At 67.6% G+C, this 18,130-nt stretch carries 15 protein-coding genes; 11 read left to right on the forward strand and 4 right to left on the reverse strand.

All coding sequences use genetic code 11. The features are described 5' to 3' along the window. The first annotated feature begins 22 nt into the window (after positions 1-22). From smc to def, 5 genes are all read left to right on the forward strand, one after another. Entirely contained in the window at positions 23-3,538 is a 3,516-nt protein-coding gene (gene smc, locus VLK31_RS08215) for a chromosome segregation protein SMC (protein WP_409167881.1), read from the forward strand. Between the two features lie 14 nt (positions 3,539-3,552). Then, positions 3,553-4,656, forward strand: coding sequence for a cell division protein ZipA C-terminal FtsZ-binding domain-containing protein (locus VLK31_RS08220; protein ID WP_409167882.1), 1,104 nt, complete (start codon positions 3,553-3,555; stop codon positions 4,654-4,656). Between the two features lie 23 nt (positions 4,657-4,679). Continuing rightward, complete coding sequence (gene ligA / locus VLK31_RS08225; protein WP_409167883.1) at positions 4,680-6,776, forward strand: NAD-dependent DNA ligase LigA; 2,097 nt, start codon at positions 4,680-4,682, stop codon at positions 6,774-6,776. 115 nt (positions 6,777-6,891) lie between these two features. Next, positions 6,892-7,368 carry a hypothetical protein gene (locus VLK31_RS08230; RefSeq protein WP_409167884.1) on the forward strand — a complete coding sequence of 159 codons (477 nt, stop codon included), beginning with the start codon at positions 6,892-6,894 and terminating at the stop codon, positions 7,366-7,368. A 58-nt stretch (positions 7,369-7,426) separates the two neighbouring features. Next, on the forward strand, positions 7,427-7,966 hold the full coding sequence (gene def / locus VLK31_RS08235; RefSeq protein WP_409167885.1) for a peptide deformylase: 540 nt from the start codon (positions 7,427-7,429) through the stop codon (positions 7,964-7,966). A gap of 6 nt (positions 7,967-7,972) precedes the next feature. Here def and VLK31_RS08240 read toward each other — a convergent pair whose 3' ends face one another. Next, a complete protein-coding gene (locus VLK31_RS08240; protein WP_409167886.1) occupies positions 7,973-8,368 on the reverse strand; it encodes a DoxX family protein in 396 nt (131 codons plus the stop codon). Between the two features lie 162 nt (positions 8,369-8,530). On the opposite strand from VLK31_RS08240, the gene VLK31_RS08245 reads away from it, so the two are divergent. The 4 genes from VLK31_RS08245 to VLK31_RS08260 all read left to right on the forward strand — a co-directional run bounded on the left by VLK31_RS08245 (position 8,531) and on the right by VLK31_RS08260 (position 13,245). Beyond that, positions 8,531-9,565 (forward strand): amino acid ABC transporter substrate-binding protein, encoded by a 1,035-nt coding sequence (locus VLK31_RS08245; protein ID WP_409167887.1) that lies wholly within the window; start codon positions 8,531-8,533, stop codon positions 9,563-9,565. After that, a complete protein-coding gene (locus VLK31_RS08250) occupies positions 9,562-10,560 on the forward strand; it encodes an ABC transporter permease subunit (RefSeq protein WP_409167888.1) in 999 nt (332 codons plus the stop codon). Before VLK31_RS08245 ends, VLK31_RS08250 begins: the two co-directional genes overlap by 4 nt. After that, positions 10,557-11,612: an amino acid ABC transporter permease gene (locus VLK31_RS08255; RefSeq protein WP_409167889.1), complete on the forward strand. Its 1,056-nt coding sequence runs from the start codon at positions 10,557-10,559 to the stop codon at positions 11,610-11,612. The genes VLK31_RS08250 and VLK31_RS08255 overlap by 4 nt, the downstream gene beginning before the upstream one ends. A 271-nt stretch (positions 11,613-11,883) precedes the next feature. Beyond that, a complete protein-coding gene (locus VLK31_RS08260; protein WP_409167890.1) occupies positions 11,884-13,245 on the forward strand; it encodes a homoserine dehydrogenase in 1,362 nt (453 codons plus the stop codon). 21 nt (positions 13,246-13,266) lie between these two features. On the opposite strand, the gene VLK31_RS08265 is transcribed toward VLK31_RS08260, so the two are convergent. The 3 genes from VLK31_RS08265 to VLK31_RS08275 are packed head-to-tail and all read right to left on the reverse strand — an operon-like array spanning position 13,267 to position 16,006. Continuing rightward, positions 13,267-13,665: a PPC domain-containing DNA-binding protein gene (locus tag VLK31_RS08265; protein WP_409168050.1), complete on the reverse strand. Its 399-nt coding sequence runs from the start codon at positions 13,663-13,665 to the stop codon at positions 13,267-13,269. Positions 13,666-13,670: 5 nt separating this feature from the next. Continuing rightward, on the reverse strand, positions 13,671-15,326 hold the full coding sequence (gene pgm / locus VLK31_RS08270) for a phosphoglucomutase (alpha-D-glucose-1,6-bisphosphate-dependent) (RefSeq protein ID WP_409167891.1): 1,656 nt from the start codon (positions 15,324-15,326) through the stop codon (positions 13,671-13,673). Further along, positions 15,323-16,006 (reverse strand): HAD family hydrolase, encoded by a 684-nt coding sequence (locus VLK31_RS08275; protein ID WP_409167892.1) that lies wholly within the window; start codon positions 16,004-16,006, stop codon positions 15,323-15,325. The genes pgm and VLK31_RS08275 overlap by 4 nt, the downstream gene beginning before the upstream one ends. A gap of 150 nt (positions 16,007-16,156) precedes the next feature. Here VLK31_RS08275 and VLK31_RS08280 point away from each other — a divergent pair, with 150 nt between their 5' ends. Continuing rightward, positions 16,157-16,540: a hypothetical protein gene (locus VLK31_RS08280; RefSeq protein WP_409167893.1), complete on the forward strand. Its 384-nt coding sequence runs from the start codon at positions 16,157-16,159 to the stop codon at positions 16,538-16,540. A 166-nt stretch (positions 16,541-16,706) separates the two neighbouring features. Further along, the gene (locus VLK31_RS08285) at positions 16,707-18,047 is read left to right on the forward strand and encodes a putative bifunctional diguanylate cyclase/phosphodiesterase (RefSeq protein ID WP_409167894.1); all 1,341 of its coding nucleotides are present in this window, start codon (positions 16,707-16,709) and stop codon (positions 18,045-18,047) included. Positions 18,048-18,130 lie beyond the last annotated feature (83 nt).

An 18,130-nucleotide genomic window follows, 5' to 3' on the forward strand; every position in this document is an offset into this window, starting at 1 on the left:
AGCCAAGCCAGGCCGACAAGTCGTGCGTCTTAATTCCATCAAGCTCTCGGGCTTCAAGTCGTTCGCCGAACCCACCAACTTTCTGCTGCCGGGCCAACTGGTCGGCGTGGTCGGGCCCAACGGTTGCGGCAAGTCGAACATCATGGATGCGGTGCGCTGGGTGCTTGGCGAATCGCGTGCGTCGGAGCTGCGCGGCGAGTCGATGCAGGACGTGATCTTCAACGGCACGACCACCCGCAAGCAGGCGAGCCGTTCGAGCGTGGAGCTGGTGTTCGACAACGCCGACCACCGCGCCGGCGGCCAGTGGAACCAGTTCAGCGAAATCGCGGTGCGCCGCGTGCTCACGCGCGACGGCACCAGCAGCTACTACATCAACAACCAGCCGGTGCGCCGCCGCGACGTGCAGGACGTGTTCCTGGGCACCGGCCTGGGGCCGCGCGCCTACGCCATCATCGGCCAGGGCACGATCAGCCGGATCATCGAGTCCAAGCCCGAAGAGCTGCGCTTGTTTCTCGAAGAAGCCGCGGGCGTCTCCAAGTACAAGGAGCGCCGCCGCGAAACCGAAAACCGCTTGGGCGACACGCGCGAGAACCTCACGCGCGTGGAAGACATTCTTCGCGAGCTCAACGCCAACCTCGAAAAGCTGGAGAAGCAGGCCGAGGTGGCCGCGCGCTACAACACGCTGCAGGGCGACGCCACCAAGAAGCAGCACCAGCTGTGGTTTTTGAAGCGCAGCGAAAGCAACGCCGACCAGGCCAAGATCAAGACCGATTCCGAAAAGGCCATCAACGACCTGGAGTCGCGCACGGCCGACCTGCGCCACATCGAGGCAGAGCTGGAAACCGTGCGCCAGGCCCACTACGGCGCCGGCGACACCGTCAACCAGGCGCAGGGCAAGCTCTACGAGGCCAGCGCCGAAGTCGGCCGGCTCGAAGGCGAAATCCGCTTCGTGGTCGAAGGCCGACAGCGCGTCGAACAGCGCCTGGTGCAACTGCGCGAGCAAATGGGCCAGTGGGGACGGCGCCGCGAAGACGCCGAAGCCGAGATCGAGACGCTGGCCGGTGCAGGTGTCGATGCTGAAGAGCAGGCCATTCTGTTGGCCGCGCAGCTCGAGGAACACGACACGCGCCTGCCCGAGCTAGAAGATGCCGTGCAGCGCGCCCAGGAGCAGGCCAACACCCAGCGCACGACCGTGTCGCAGGTGCAGCAGCAGATTCAGGTGCTGGCCGCCGACCAGCGCAACATCGAAGAACAGAGCCGCCAGCTCACGCAGCGCAGCGAACGCCTGCGCGCCGACCAGAACGCGCTGGCCGCGCCCGACGAGGCCCGCCTGCTCGACATGCAGGAGCAGCACGCCGCCGCGCAAGAGGCCGCCAGCGAAGCCGATGCGCGCCTGCAGGAGCTGCAGGAAACCGTGCCACAGCTGGACGACGACCGCCGCACGAAGCAGCAGGCCGTCAACACCGAAGGCGCCCGCCACGCCGAGTTCTCGGCGCGCCTCGAGGCGCTGCGCGCGCTGCAGGAAAAGGTCAAGACCGACGGCAAGCTCGCGCCCTGGCTGGCCAAGCATGGCCTCGACGGTTTGCAGGGCCTGTGGAGCCGCATCCACATCGAGCAAGGCTGGGAGAACGCGCTCGAATCCGCCTTGCGCGAACGGCTGGGCGCGCTCGAAGTCAGCCGCCTGGAGATGGTGCGCGCCTTCGGCAACGACGCGCCGCCGGCCAAGCTCTCGTTCTACAGCCCACCGGCCGCCGGCGTGCCAGAACCCGCCGCGGCGCTGCCCCGGCTGTCGAGCCTGCTGCGCCTGAACGACGCCGGCCAGCAAGCGCTGCTGAACGGCTGGCTGCACGGCTGCTACACCGCCGCGAGCTTTGAAGAAGCGCTGGCCGCGCGTGCCACGCTGCAGCCCGGCGAGGTGGTGTACGTGCAGAGCGGCCATGCCGTGTCCGCGCACAGCGTCAATTTCTACGCACCCGATTCCGAGCAGGCCGGCCTGCTGGCGCGCCAGCAGGAAATGGAAAACCTGGAGCGCCAGCTGCGCGCCCAGACGCTCATCAACGAAGAAGCGCGCACCGCGCTGATTCGCGCCGAAGCCGCCTACGCCGACGCCGCCCAGCGCCTGGTGACCGCGCGCCGCGAAGCGGCCGAAACCCAGTCGCGCGCACACACGCTGCAGGTCGAGACGCTGCGCATGACGCAGCTCGCCGAGCAAACGCGTGCCCGCAGCGAACAGCTGGCCAACGACCTCGGCGAGGTCGATGCGCAGCTCGAAGAATTGCAGGAGCGGCGCATCGCCGCCGAGGGCCGTTTCGAAGAGCTCGACATGCAGCTGGCCGACAGCCAGGAGCGCCATGCGCAGCTGGACGAGCGCGTCATCGAAGCCGGCCGCGCGCTGAACGCCAGCCGCGAACAGCACCGCAGCCTCGAGCGCCAGGCGCAGGAAGCGACCTTCTCGCAGCGCACGCTGGAGGCCCGCCGCGGCGAGCTGAACCGCTCCATCGAAACCGCCGCGCAGCAGGTGGTGTCGCTCACCGACGAAGACGAGCGCGCCCGCGCCGAGCTGAGCCGCCTGTCCGACGCGGCGGCCCAAGCCGGCCTGCAGGACGCGCTGGCGCTCAAGCTCGAACGCGAAGTGGCGCTGGGCTCCTCGCGCAGCCAGTACGACGACCTCACGCTCAAGCTGCGCGCCAGCGACGAGCGCCGCCTGCAGCTCGAACGCGAGCTCGACCCGCTGCGCCAGCGCATCACCGAATTCCAGCTGAAGGAACAGGCCGCGCGCCTGGGCGTGGAGCAATACCAGCAACTGCTGGACGACGCCGGCGCCGACCTGGAGGCCATCGAGCAGTCGATCGAAACCGACAAGGTCAAGCTCACCGGCCTGCAAAGCGAAATCGACCGGCTCAATCGCGAAGTGGTGGCCCTGGGCGCGGTGAACCTGGCCGCGCTCGACGAACTGGCCATCGCCAGCGAGCGCAAGACCTTCCTGGACGCGCAATCTGCCGACCTGAACGAAGCCATCGGCACGCTGGAAGACGCCATTCGCAAGATCGACGCTGAAACGCGCGAGCTGCTCGGGGGCACCTTCAAGATCGTCAACGAGCACTTCAGCCGCATGTTCCCCGAGCTGTTCGGTGGCGGCAACGCCAAGCTGATGATGACCGGCGACGAAATTCTCGACTCCGGCGTGCAGGTGATGGCGCAGCCACCCGGCAAGAAGAACCAGACCATCCACCTGCTGTCGGGCGGGGAGAAGGCGCTCACGGCCATTGCGCTCGTGTTTGCGATCTTCCAGCTCAACCCGGCGCCTTTCTGTCTGCTGGACGAAGTGGACGCGCCGCTGGACGACGCCAACACCGAGCGCTATGCCAAACTCGTGACAGCCATGAGCCGCGAAACCCAGTTCCTCTTCATCAGCCACAACAAGATCGCCATGGAAATGGCCGAGCAACTGATCGGCGTGACGATGCAGGAGCAGGGCGTGTCGCGCATCGTGGCAGTCGACATGGAGTCCGCGGTCTCCATGGTCGAAGCCGCCTGAGGCGAGCGGCAAGCATGAGTAATCTCACTCTCGCCCTGGCCATCCTCGGTGGCCTCGTTCTAGCGGCCGTCGTTGCCTACAACACCCTGATGTCGCGCCGCAATGCGCCGCGCCAGCCCGACGCGGTCGACATTGCGCTGGACGAAGCCGAGCGCGCCTTGTCGGGCGCGCACGATGGCGATGCGCCGCACCTGCATGTGGACCCGAACCAGGTGTCGAGCGCGGACCGCCACGAACCCCTGTTCGACCCCGACCTGCCCGCGCCCAGCGGTGTGCCCGTGCCCACGGGCGACCGCCGCGGCGGGCTCGACCCGCTGATCGACGTGATCGCCCCGGTGTCGCTCGACGGCCTGGCCTCCGGCGACGCCGCCATCGCCGCCATGCCGCCGACGCGTCGCGCGGGCAGCAAGCCCGTGGCCATCGAGGGCCTGAACGAGCACAACGGCCAGTGGGAGCCGCCCGTCGCCGGCCAGCGCTACAGCGCGTTCCAGGTCGGCGTGCAGCTGGCCAACCGCACCGGCGCGCTCAACGAAATCGAATACTCCGAATTTGTGGTCAAGGCCCAGGCCTTTGCCGACGCCGTGAACGGGTCGCCCGAATTTCCCGAGATGCTGGACGAGGTGGCACGGGCCCGCGAGCTCGACCAGTTCGCCGGCGCGCACGACGCGCAACTGGGCTTCGTGCTGCGCGCGCTGCATGCGGCCTGGAGCCCGGGCTACGTGCAGCAGAACGCGGCGCGGCTGGGCTTCGTGGCTGGCATCATTCCTGGCCGCATGGTGCTGCCGACCGGCGAGGCCGGCCTGCCGCCGGTGCTGGGGCTGTCCTTCGACACGCAGGCCGCGCTGGCCGACGACCCGGCCCAGTCGGCCATTCGCGAGCTGAACCTGAGCCTGGACGTGCCGCAGGTCGACCGGGGCGAGGAGCCGTTTCGCCGCATGCGCGAAGCCGCAGCCACGCTGGCGCGCGAGATGGACGGCGTGGTCACCGACAGCGACGGCCAGTTGCTGCGCGACGAGACCATGGACGTGATCGGCAACGACCTCGAGCAGCTCTACGACACGCTCGATGCGCGCGACCTCGCGGCGGGCTCGCCGCTGGCGCGGCGCCTCTTCAGCTAACTCCGACCTTCGGGAGACTCCCCATGACGACGCGCGACGAAGCGGCACGCGAAGCCGCCGCACTGAGCGAACAGCTCCACCGGCACGCCCACCTCTACTACGTGCTGGACGCGCCCGCGCTTCCGGACGCCGAGTACGACAAGCTCTTTCAGCGCCTGCAGGCGCTGGAGGCCGAATACCCCGAGCTGCGCACGCCCGACTCGCCGACGCAGCGCGTGGGCGGCAAGGTGCTCGACGGCTTCACCAAGGTGCGCCACAAGGTGCCGATGCTGTCGATTCGCACCGAGACCGACATCACGCCCGGCGGCGCCAGCGCCTTCGACGCGCGCGTGCGCAAGGAGCTGGGGCTGGCCGAAGACGGCCCGCAGGTCGCGTATGTCTGCGAGCTCAAGTTCGACGGCCTGGCCATGAACCTGCGCTATGAGCACGGCGTGCTGGTGCAGGCCGCCACGCGCGGCGACGGCGAGGTGGGCGAAGAGGTGACGCAGAACATCCGCACCGTGCGCGAGATTCCGTTGCGCCTGAACGGCAAGGCGCCGCCTGTGGTCGAGGTGCGCGGCGAGGTCTACATGAAGCGCGCCGACTTCGACGCGCTGAACGAACGCCAGCGCCAGAAGATTGCCGACGGGCAGAAGAACGAGAAGGTGTTCGTCAATCCGCGCAATGCGGCGGCCGGCGCGGTGCGCCAGCTCGACCCGGCCATTGCCGCGGCGCGCCCGCTGAGCTTTTTTGCCTACGGTCTTGGCGAGGTCACGCCCGCGGCCGAAGGCGGGCTCGAATGCCCGACGCAGTTCGACTGGCTGCAGCAGTTCAGTGCCTGGGGGTTTCCGGTCGCCACGCAGACCGCGCGTGCGACAGGCGCCATTGAATTGATCGCTTTCCACGAGAACATCGGCCGGCAACGCGACACCTTGCCCTACGACATCGACGGCGTGGTCTACAAGGTGGACAGCATCGAACTGCAGCGGCAACTGGGCTTTGTCTCGCGCGAACCGCGCTGGGCCGTGGCCCATAAATATCCGGCGCAAGAGCAACTTACCGAGGTGCTGGGCATCGAGATTCAGGTCGGCCGCACCGGCAAGCTAACGCCGGTGGCCAAGCTGGCGCCGGTGTTCGTGGGCGGTGTCACCGTGACCAACGCCACGCTGCACAACGAGGACGAGGCGCGCCGCAAGGACGTGCGCGTGGGCGACACGGTGATCGTGCGCCGCGCCGGCGACGTGATTCCCGAAGTGGTGGGCGTGGTGCCCGAGAGCCTGGCCAAGCCCGAGGGCGAGCGCGGCGCGCAATTCACCATGCCGCACAAGTGCCCCGTGTGTGGCTCGGAAGCCGTTCGCGAGGAGGGCGAGGTCGACTACCGCTGCACCGGCGGCCTGTTCTGCGCGGCGCAGCGCAAGGAAGCCATCCTGCATTTCGCGGCCCGGCGCGCGGTCGAGGTCGAAGGGCTGGGCGACAAGCTGGTCGAGCAACTGGTCGATGCCAATCTGATCCGCACCTTGCCCGACCTGTACAAGCTCGGGTTTGTCACGCTGGCCAGGCTGGAGCGCATGGCCGAGAAGTCGGCGAAGAACCTGGTCGATGCGCTCGAAGCCTCGAAGAAGACCACGCTGCCACGCTTTTTGTTCGGCCTGGGCATTCGGCATATCGGCGAATCCACGGCGAAGGAACTGGCCAGGCATTTCGGCAAGCTCGACGCGATCATGGACGCGACCGAAGACCAACTGCTCGAGGTGAACGACGTCGGCCCCGTGGTGGCGCAAAGCCTGCGCACCTTCTTCGACCAGCCGCACAACCGCGAGGTGGTCGAGCAACTGCGTGCCTGCGGGTTGACGTGGGAAGAGGGCGAGCCCGCCGTTCGTGCGCCCAAGCCCTTGGCGGGCCTGACCTTCGTGATCACCGGAACCCTTCCTACGCTGGGGCGCGACGAGGCGAAGGATAAATTGGAAGCAGCCGGGGCCAAGGTGTCCGGCTCCGTCAGCAAGAAAACCCACTACCTGGTGGCCGGCGAAGATGCCGGCAGCAAGCTGGACAAGGCCCGTGTCAACGGGGTGGAGATCATCGACGAGGCGCGCATGCTGGAGATACTGACCAACGGTGTACCGCCGGCCGGCGAACCCTGAAGATTGGCGGAAGCCTCCTCTTTACCCGCCGTTACGCGACTTCATCGGCGCGCAGTCAACAGGGTCTACAACCTGACGTTGAAAGTTAACTGAAGGCCACAAGGAGAGTTCCCTCATGAAAACAATTCGAGTTCTTGGTGCCTGCGTTGCAGTCGGTGGCGTTGCGCTGCTGACGGGCTGCGTGGGTGTTCCTGGCGATCCGTACTACGCGGGTGGCTACAACCAGGGCTATGGCGGGGGCTATTCGTCCGGGCCTTATTACAGCGACCCGCCACCCGTGGTGGTGGCGCCTGCGCCGGTCTACATCAACGGTGGCGGCTACTACGAGCGCGATCGCCGTCCGTATTACGACGGTGGGCGTCCCTATTACGGCCGGCCGGGTTATCCGGCAGTGCGACCGGGTTATCCAGCTGTGCGGCCTGGTTATCCGGCGGTGCGACCGGGTTATCCGGCAGGTCGCCCGCCAGGCGCGAGCAGTGGACGTCCCAATCTCTCGCCGCAGGGCCCGGGGGCAGGTGCAGTTCCTCAGCAGCCGCGTGGCAACGCGCGTCTCTGGACCTCGCCCGACTCCAAGGGCCAAACGCCTCCCTGATCCCGAGGCCGGCAAAGGCCTAAGAGCAAACGCGTGAGGCTGTCGCGATAATTCCGCCATGGCCATCCACGAAATCCTCAAGATGGGCGACCCCCGGCTGTTGCGCATTGCGCAGCCGGTCACCGCCTTCGACACCGACGAGCTGCACCTGCTGGTGCGCGACATGTTCGAGACCATGCATGCGGTCAATGGCGCGGGCCTCGCAGCCCCGCAGATCGGCGTGGACCAGCAACTGGTCATTTTCGGCACCGATGTCGTCAACCCCCGCTACCCCGATGCGCCAGCGGTGCCCCGCACCGTGCTGCTCAACCCCGTCATCACGCCGCTGAACGACGACGAGGAAGAGGGCTGGGAAGGCTGCCTGTCGGTGCCGGGCCTGCGTGGCGTGGTGCCGCGCTTCGCCAACATCCGCTATACCGGGTTCGACCTGTACGGCGACCCGATCGACCGGGTGGCCACCGGTTTTCATGCGCGCGTGGTGCAGCATGAAGTCGATCACCTGCTGGGCAAGCTCTACCCGATGCGGGTGCGCGACTTTTCTCGTTTCGGCTACACCGAGGTCCTGTTTCCAGGCCTCGATGCAGCGGACGACGATTGAGCCGAATCAGTTGTACTTGCTGCTCAGCGCGAAGCGCCCGCCACCCATGAAGGCGAGGGCGATGGCCGCGAACAGGAACATGCCTTGCAGCTCCAGCGCCCAGCCGCCTTGCTTGCCGAGCGAGGTCAGGTCCTTGGCGTGAACCAGTGCAAATGCCACGAGCATGTTGATGGCCACGATCCACGCGGCGGGCCGCGTATACAGGCCGATGATCAGCAGCACGGGCGCCACCACCTCACCGATATAGACCAGGTAGGCCAGCGCGCCCGGCAGCCCGTGCTGGGCGAGCATGCCGGAGATGAAGCCGACGCCGCCCTGCAGCTTGGCAATGCCATGCAGCAGGATGAGGACGCCAAGCGAAACGCGCAGGATGAACTTGCCGGTGTCGTCGGATTTGACCATTTGTGTAGGTTCCAGTGGAAGTGATGAAAGGGCCGTATGGTAGTGAACCTGCGGCGCTTTTCGGCAGTTCTTGTGAGGCATATGCATCCAACCCGGAGTTCTTTGGCGCGGGCTGGTGTCGGCCCGTACACTGCCTTTTGCTTACTTGTGAGGAGAACACCCATGAACAAACCATTCCGCCCGGCCTTGCTCGCAGCCGCTTCCGTCCTCGCGCTGGCCGCAGCCGCGCCGGCCTTTGCCGGCAAGACGCTGGACGCCGTCAAGCAACGTGGCACCGTCAAATGCGGCGTGACCAACGGCGTGGCGGGCTTCTCCGCACCGGACACGCAGGGCAACTGGTCGGGCCTGGACGTCGACACCTGCCGCGCCATTGCCGCGGCCGTGCTGGGCGACGGCAAGAAGGTCGACTTTGTGCCGCTGAATTCGCAGCAGCGCTTCTCGGCCCTGCAGGCCGGTGAAATCGACATCCTGGCGCGCAACACCACCTGGACGCTCACGCGCGACGCCTCGCTGGGCTTCAACTTCACCACCATCACCTACTACGACGGCCAGGGCTTCCTGGTGCCGAAGAAGCTCAAGGTGACGAGCGCCAAGCAGCTGAAGAACGCGACCATCTGCACGCAGTCGGGCACCACCAACGAGAAGAACGTGTCGGACTACTTCCGCGCGCAAGGCATTCCGGTGAAGACCGTGGTGTTCGAGAGCTTCGAGGCCTCGTTCAAGGCCTTCTTCTCGGGCCGCTGCCAGGCCTTCACGACCGACGCCTCGGCGCTGGCCGGCCTGCGCAACAAGGAAGCGCCGAACCCCGACGACTACCTGATCCTGCCCGAGCTCATTTCTAAAGAGCCGCTGGCACCGCTGGTGCGCCGCGGCGACGACGAATGGTTTGCCATTGCCAAGTGGGTGCCCAACGCGCTCATCGAGGCCGAGGAAGCCGGCGTCACGCAGGCCAATGCCGACGAGCTCAAGGCCAACAGCAAGGACCCGGCGCAGCAGCGCCTGGTGGGCACGGGTGAAGACCTGGGCAAGCTGCTGGGCCTGGACAAGGACTGGTCGTTCCGCGCCATCAAGGCCGTGGGCAATTACGGCGAGATGTTCGAGCGCAACGTCGGGCCCAAGTCGGTGCTCAAGCTGCCGCGCGGCTCCAACAATCTCTGGAGCAAGGGCGGCCTGATCTACGCACCCCCGGTTCGATGAACGGCGGGGCCTCGCGCCGCGGGGTCTGGCTGGCGTGGGCCGTCCAGGCGGCGCTGGTGCTGGCCGTGGCGGCCGGCGCGGTGTGGGTGGTTCACCATGCGCTGGAAGTGCTGCGCGCGCGCGGCGTTCGCTCCGGCTTCGACTTTCTCACCGAGCCCGCGGGCTTTTCGATCAGCGAGGGCTGGCTCGACTTCGACGCGAGCCAGCCTTCGTGGCGCGCGTTTTTGGCGGGGCTGATCAACACGGTGCGCGCGGCGGTGCCGGCGGCCATTTTCTCGGTGGTGCTGGGCACGCTGATCGGCATCGGCCGGCTCGCGCCGCACGTGTTGCTGCGCGGCATCTGCACTGCGTATGTCGAGCTGCTGCGCAACGTGCCGCTGCTGGTGCAGTTGCTGATGCTGGCCTTCGCCATGGCCAACCTGTTGCCCGACCCCACCGAGCCCGTGCGGCTGCTGCCGGGCGTGTGGCTGAGCAAGGCCGGGCTGAGCGTGCCGTGGCCGGTGGCGGGCGAGGGCGGCTGGTGGCCCACGCATTTCGAATGGCCTGAGCGCGGCGACTTCGGCGTGACCGGCGGCGCGGCGCTGAGCCCGGAGTACGTGACCATCGTCGCGGGACTGAGCCTTTATTCGGCCGCCTTCGTGGCCGAGATCGTGCGCGCCGGCATTTTGTCGGTGTCGCAGGGGCAGGTGCTGGCGGGGCAGGCGCTGGGGCTGTCGTCGGCGCAGCAGCTGCGCATCGTGGTGCTGCCGCAGGCGCTGCGGGTGATCGTGCCTTCGCTGACCAACCAGCTGCTGAGCCTCACCAAGAATTCTTCGCTGGCGGTGGCCGTGGGCTATCCGGAGCTGGTATCGATTGCGAACACCACCATCGGCTCGAACGGGCGTGCCTTCGAGTGCATCGCCATCATCATGGCGATCTACCTGCTGCTGTCGCTGCTGATCTCCTTCGGCATGAACCGCTACAACGCGCGCGTCGCGCTGCGAGGCTGGCAATGAGAAACGTTGCGCAAGGCCCGATCGCGTGGCGCAGCGAGTTGTGGGGTTCGCCGCTGCGCGCGTTGGCCACGCTGCTGCTTCTGGCGCTGCTGGCGTGGGGCGGGTTCCATGCCATCGAGTGGGGCGTGGTGCATGCGGTGTTCCGGCCCGACGCCGAAGCCTGCCGCGCGGTGCAGCACGGCGCGTGCTGGGGCGTGGTTGCCGAGAAGTGGCGCCCGATGCTGTTCGGGCGCTTTCCGTACGAAGAGCAATGGCGCCCGGCCATCGCGGTGGTGGTGCTGTCCGCCGTGACGGTGCTCAGTGCGTGGCCGCGCAGCTGGCGCTGGTGGCTGGTGCCGCTGTGGGCGGTGGCGCTGCTGCTGTTCGTGCTGCTGATGCGCGGCGGCGTGCTCGGGCTCCCGCACGTGCCCACCAGCCGCTGGGGCGGCTTGCCGCTGACCATCGGGCTGGCGGTGGTGGGGCTGGCGCTGGCCTTTCCGCTCGCGCTGCTGCTGGCGCTGGGCCGGCGATCGGGCTGGCCGGTGGTGCGCACGCTGAGCGCGAGCTACATCGAGCTGGTGCGCGGCGTGCCGCTGATTTCTGTCCTGTTCATGGCGTCGTTTTTGTTGCCGCTGTTGTGGCCGGCCGGCTGGCAGCCCGATGTGCTGGTGCGCGTGCTGGCCGGGCTCACGCTGTTCGTGGCCGCGTACCTCGCGGAAATCATCCGTGGCGGCCTGCAGGCCGTGCCGCGCGGGCAGACCGAAGTGGCGATGGCGCTGGGCTTCGGCCGTTGGCCGGTGCAGCGCGACATCGTGCTGCCGCAGGCGCTGCGCCTGGTGGTGCCCGCGCTGACCAACAGCGTGGTCGGCACGCTGAAGGACACCTCGCTGGTCACGGTGGTCGGCCTGTTCGAGCTGACCGGTGCCCTGGGCCTGGCGCTGGGCGGCGACCCGACATGGCGGCCGTTCTACCTCGAGGGCTACCTCTTCATTGCGGCGGTGTACTGGGTGCTGTGCTTCGGGTTGTCGCGCTACAGCGTGTGGCTCGAAAAGCGGCTGTCGGCCGCGCCCTGAGCCGAACGCGGCCTTGCTCCTGTACACTCCGCGCCTCATGCCGAGCCCACACTTCCACCCCACATCCAGCGCAGCCCTGATGGCTTGCATGATGCCGCCTGCCTCCGTGCAGGCGATGGTTGTTGCTCGAATGATTACCACCATTACCACCGCGGCCACCTAGCTCGCGCAGGTGGCCGTTTCGGCAGCCACCTGGTGTATCGCTCTCTCCCCGAACGAATGAACCCAGCTCTGGCAGCTGGGTTTTCTTTTTTTCGTCAGGAGATGTCCCATGTACCGCGACCCCGTTGAATCCCTCGAGCCCCTGCACCGCCGCCCCGCGGTGAACCGCACCCTGCGCGTGGGGATGATCGGCATCGGCACCGTGGGCTCGGGCACCTTCAGGGTGCTGGCGCGCAACCAGGCGGACATTGCGGCGCGTGCCGGCCGTGCCATCGAACTGGTGATCGTGGCGGCGCGCAACCTTGAGCGCGCGGCGGGCATCGTGGGCGACAGCGTGGCGCTCACCGCCGACCCGATGCAGGTCGCCACGCACCCCGACGTCGACGTGGTGGTGGAAGTGGCCGGCGGCACCGGCGCTGCGCGCGACTGGGTTCTGGCCGCCATTGCGCACGGCAAGCATGTGGTAACGGCCAACAAGGCGCTGCTGGCCGTGCACGGCACCGAGATCTTTGCCGCCGCGCGCAAAAAAGGCTTGGCCGTGGCCTACGAAGGCGCCGTGGCCGTGAGCATTCCCATCATCAAGGCGCTGCGCGAAGGCCTGGCGGCCAACCGCATCGAATGGGTGGCCGGCATCATCAACGGCACCACCAATTTCATTCTCAGCAAGATGCGCGACGAGGGCCTGGACTTTGCCGCCGCCCTGGCCCAGGCCCAGGCGCTGGGCTATGCCGAGGCCGACCCCACCTTCGACATCGAAGGCATCGACGCCGCCCACAAGCTGGCCCTGCTGGCCGCCAACGCCTTCGGCATGCCGCTGCGCTTTGCCGATGCGCAGGTCGAGGGCATCACTGCATTGCAAGGGGCGGACGTGGCCTGCGCCGAGCAACTGGGCTTTCGCATCAAGCTGCTGGGCGTGGCGCGCCGACAGACAACGGGTGTCGAGCTGCGCGTGCAGCCCGTGCTGGTGCCGGCCGAGCACCTGATGGCCCATGTCAACGGCTCGATGAACGCGGTCATGGTCAAGAGCGATGCGGCCGGCCTCACGATGTACTACGGCGCGGGCGCCGGATCGGAGCAGACAGCCTCCGCGGTGATCGCCGACCTGGTCGACCTGGCCCGACTCGACAGCGTGGACGCCGCGCGCCATGTGCCGCACCTTGGCGTTCATGCCCATGCGACGAACGAGCTCGCCGTGCTGCCGCGCGCGGCCGTGCACACCTCGCATTACCTTCGTGTGCCGGTCTGCGCGATCAGCCACATCCAGGCGGTGACGGCCTGCCTTGCAGAGCAGAAGGTGCCGGTTCGGCAGGTTGCGCTGGCGGAAGAAAAACCGGGCATGAGCCCGCAGGTGCTGGTGCTGACCGGCCCGGTGGTGCAGGGCACGCTCGACCTGGCGGTTCATGCGCTGCAGGCGCGCGCTGAGGTGACGGGTGCGGTGACCACACTGCGCGTGGAGTCGCTCGAAGCCTGAGCCCGAGCCTTGACCTGCGGCTCAGCGCCGCTCGCGCGGCGCGAGTTCGGCGTAGCCGGTCAGCGGATCATGCGTGCGCGCAAATTGCCACTCTGGCAGCAGCGCAACCAGAATCTCGGCCGTGGTGCGCACCAAGCAGCCCGGCGCCGCATGCCCGCCGACGACCCGGCCTTGCGCATCCGACACGCTGATGTGAATGTGCGAGCCGTCCGGCGACAGACTGCCGGCCAGCGTAAGGATTTCCAGGTCGCCTTCGATGCGGGTCGGCGCCTCGGCACCTGCGAACCGCACGCTCGCCCCGTGCAGGCTGCCGATGCCCGACACCACGAAAGCGGCCTCGCCGCCGCTGTGCCGCAGCGCAAGATCGAGCGACGCACGCAGGTCGTCGCCCGGGTTCAGCCGCAGCACCAGCGTGTGCATTGCGCTCAACTGCCCGACAGCGCTCCGTCCACCACCTGCTGCGCCTCTTCGAGGATGCGCGCCAGGTGCTCCTTGCCCTTGAAGCTCTCGCCGTAGATCTTGTAGATGTTCTCGGTGCCCGAGGGCCGCGCCGCAAACCAGCCGTTGGCGGTAACCACCTTCACGCCGCCGATGGCCGCACCGTTGCCCGGCGCATGGCTCAGCACGTCGACGATCTTGTCGCCCGCCAGTTCGGTCGAGCGGATCTGCTCGGGCGACAGGCTCGACAGCCGCTTCTTCTGCTCGACCGTGGCCGCCGCGTCCACCCGGTCGGACACCGGCTGGCCCAGCGCCTGCGTCAGCTCGGCGTAGCGCTCGCCCGGGTCGCGCCCGGTGCGCGCGGCAATCTCGGCCGACAGCAGGGCGGGCACCATGCCGTCTTTATCGGTGGTCCACACGGAGCCGTCGTGGCGCAGGAATGTGGCGCCCGCGCTCTCTTCGCCGCCAAAGGCCAGCGAGGCGTCGACCAGCCCGTCGACAAACCACTTGAAGCCCACCGGCACCTCATACAGCTTGCGCCCGAGCCGCGCGGCGACGCGGTCGATCATCTGGCTGCTGACCACCGTCTTGCCCACGGCCGCCTGCGCGGGCCACTGCGGGCGGTGCGTGTACAGGTAGTCGATCATCACCGCGAGGTAGCTGTTGGGCTGCATCAGCCCGCTGCTGCCGGCCACGATGCCGTGGCGGTCGTGGTCGGTGTCGCAGGCGAAGGCGATGCCGAAGCGGTCTTTCAATTCGATCAGCTTGTGCATGGCGTCTGGCGAGGACGGGTCCATGCGGATGCGCCCGTCCCAGTCGAGCGACATGAAGCGGAAGGTCGGGTCGACCTCCTGGTTGAGCACGGTGAGCCGCGAGAGCTTGTAGCGCTCGGCAATGGCCGGCCAGTAGTGCACGCCCGCGCCGCCCAGCGGGTCGACACCCAGGTCGATGTTCACGCCGCGAATGGCGTCCATGTCGAGCACCTGGGCCAGGTCTTCGACGTAGGTGTTCAGGTAGTCGTGCCGGTGCGTGGTGGCTGCGTGCAGGGCCTGCGCGAGCGGCATGCGCTTCACGCCTTCGAGCTTGTTGGCCAGCATCTTGTTGGCCGCGGCCTCCACGGCCGATGTGATGTCGGTGCCGGCCGGTCCGCCGTTGGGCGGGTTGTACTTGAAGCCGCCGCTTTCGGGCGGGTTGTGCGAAGGCGTGATGACGATGCCGTCGGCCAGGCCACTGGTTCGGCCACGGTTGTAGACCAGGATGGCATGCGACACGGCCGGCGTGGGCGTGTATTCGTCGTCCTTGGAGAGCATCAGCTCCACGCCGTTTGCGGCCAGCACTTCCACCGTGGTGTTGAAGGCCGGCGTGGACAGCGCATGCGTGTCCATGCCCAGGAACAGCGGGCCGTCGATGCCCTTTTGCTTGCGGTAATCGCAGATGGCCTGGCTGATGGCCAGCACGTGCCATTCGTTGAACGCGTCGTCGAACGAGGAGCCCCGGTGGCCCGAGGTGCCGAACGCAACGCGCTGGCTGGGCACCGACGGGTCGGGCCGGCCTGTGTAGTAGGCAGAAATGAGGCGCGGCACGTTGACCAGCAGGTCGAGCGGGGCGGGCTGGCCCGCGAGAGGGTTGGTGGCTTGGCTCATGTCGATGGAAAGTCGAAGTTGATCAGGTCGCCGATGCGTTCGATGGTGATGTCGGCGGGTGCGTAGGCGGCAATGGCCTGCGTGTCGAGCGCATAGTGCCCCTGCCGCACGAAAACGGTCGTCAGACGCGGCCCCCAGATGGCCTTCATGGCCGACAGAATGCGCAGCTTGTCGTCCACCATCACATAGTGGTTGGCCGGATGACACTGGGCGATGGTGTCGAGCATCTGCTCCTTGTGCACGTAGATCAGCACGCGGCCCTCGGTGGCCTCCCACAGGCCCGAGCGCTGCACCTTGCGCGGCTGAAACACCACGTCGCCGTCCGACAAAATCACCGTGGGCCCGTGGCGGCGCAGGTGCTTCAAGGCCTCCAGCGCGCCGGGGTAGAGCCGCTCGGCAAAGGGGTAGTCGATGAGAAAGCTCGACATGAGCAGCAGGCGCGAGTCGCTCATGCCGCGGCTGCTTTCCTCGGCGCGGTAGCGCTGCAGGGCGCCCAGGTAGTCGACGTAGCCCAGTTCGCCGCGCAACTGCTCGAAGGCGCGCCAGTAGCGGTTGGCGCTGTCGGCGCCGAAGGCGTCCTCCAGATGGGTGCGAAGGTCGGCGATGACCCGGTCGTTGTCGAGCAGGGTGTTGTCGACGTCGATCAAGAAAACGGTGGAGGCAGGCTGCTGCTGTGTCATGAGGAATGCGGCGGGTGGGCCGGGTCTGCGAGCGTCGCTTTCAGCATACGCCTCGAACATGCAGCCAAGCCGCTGCGGCGTTAATTAGTTGATGCCGAGCGTGCCGCTGGCTTAACCTGCGCTCAGTTTCAAGGAGCAAGAACAATGCGCATGACGAACAGCCCAGCAAGCCGAAGACGGCGCCATCTTCGCGATCTGCGCTGGCCGTCGGCCGTGGCTCTGGTTCTAGCCCTGGCCCTGACCGGCCTGCTGGCCGCATGCCAGTCGCCTCCGAAAGACCGCCCGCTGACCTCCGAAGTGCCGGAGCCGCCCAGCTTCGAGTCGCCGCCCGACACCTGCAAGGCGGCCGCCGCGCGCTTTGGGCTGGGCCTGCGTGCCAGCGCGTCCCTGCTCGAAGAAATGCGCCAGCGCGCCGGTGCCAACGTTGCACGCAATGTGCTGGCCACCGACGCCGCCGATCCGTCCCAGGACAAGATGCGGCTCAATGTGCAGGTCGAGCCGTCGGGGCGGGTGGTGGGGGCCTACTGTGGCTAGCCTCGGAGGGCCTTTGCGAGGCATCATGCATGCACGAGTGTTGTGCGCATACCGCGCCTGTAACAATTCCGGGCGTCAAAGCGCAGAACGCCCCGAATTGGTAGAACAATAGTCCGCGACTTCCCGGAGCCACAGTCTTTTGTCGAACACGCAACCCCCAGTCTCATTGCCGTCCCACTACGACGGCTCGGCACGCCTTCCGCCGGACGAGGTGCTGCGCCCGTTGATGGCCGACTGGGCCCGCGCGGGCAAGCGCCTGGCGGCAGTCTGCTACATCGACATCGATCGCTTCGCCGAGCTCAACGATCGCCTGGGCATGGTCGCGGGCAACGCCGCACTCGAAGAGGTGGCACGCCGCGTCAAGGCGCAGTTGCCGCGCGAAAGCGTGATGGCCCGTGTGGGCGGCGACGAGTTTGCGGCTGTGTTTGCCGGCCTGGGCACCTCGCAATGCGCGCAGGTGCTCGAACGCATACAAACCGCGCTGGCCGAGCCCTGGGCCTGGCGCGACGAACCCGCCAGCATCGACGCCAGCATCGGCGCCATGATGCTCGACAGCAACGGCCCGCCGCCAGAAACCGCGCTGCGCCAGGCGCAGCACGCGGCCTTCTTCGCCAAGCGCGCGGCCGACGGCAAGGTGCATTACTTCGACGCACCGCAGGCGCGCGCCGACGAGCAGATCGTGCGCGAACGCCAGCGCATTCAAGAGGGGCTGCTGCAGGGCGAGTTCTTCCTTGTGTACCAGCCCAAGGTCGACATGCAGCGCGGCGTGGTGATCGGCGTGGAGGCGCTCATTCGCTGGCAGCACCCGGAGCGCGGCCTGCTGCCCCCCATTCAGTTCGTGCCGCTCATCGAAGACGATGCGCTGGTCGAGCAGGTGGGCGACTGGGCGATTGCCACGGCGCTGTGGCAGGCGCACCAGTGGCGCCAGGCGGGCCTGCACATTTCAGTGAGCGTGAACGTGGCGCCGCGCCACATGATGCGCTGGGACTTCGTCGACCGGCTGGCACGCCACCTGTCGCAGTTTCCCAAGCTGGGCGCCGGCATGCTGGAGCTGGAAATTCTGGAGACCACGGCCATCAGCCAGTTTGCCAACGTGGCGCTGTTCGTGGAGGCCTGCAAGGCGCTGGGCGTGGCCGTGACCATCGACGACTTCGGCACCGGCTATTCGTCGCTGACGTACCTGCGCCAGCTGCCGGTGTCGGCCGTGAAGATCGACCAGTCCTTCGTGCGCGGCATGCTCGACAACGAGCAGGACCGCGCCATCGTGCAGGGCATTCTGGCGCTGCTGAATGCGCTGGGCCTCACGGCGGTGGCCGAGGGTGTCGAAACGGTGAAGGTGGGCGACGCGCTGCTGGCCATGGGCTGCACGCTGGCGCAGGGCTACGGCATCGCCATGCCGATGGCGGCCAAGGACATCGTGCAGTGGGTGGCCCAGTTCGAGCAAGCGCCGCTGTGGGGCAACAACGCGCCTATCGGCACCGTGGCCCCGCCCGCAGCCGCGAGCTGAGCGGACTCCAGGGCACTCCAGGGCCACTGAGGTCCGTCCAGGCCACAGAGGCCAGCCAGGTCATCGAGGCACTGCGCCCCGAT

The sequence above is a fragment of the Variovorax sp. H27-G14 genome, assembly GCF_046156345.1.
In the GTDB taxonomy this organism is placed as follows: domain Bacteria; phylum Pseudomonadota; class Gammaproteobacteria; order Burkholderiales; family Burkholderiaceae_C; genus Variovorax.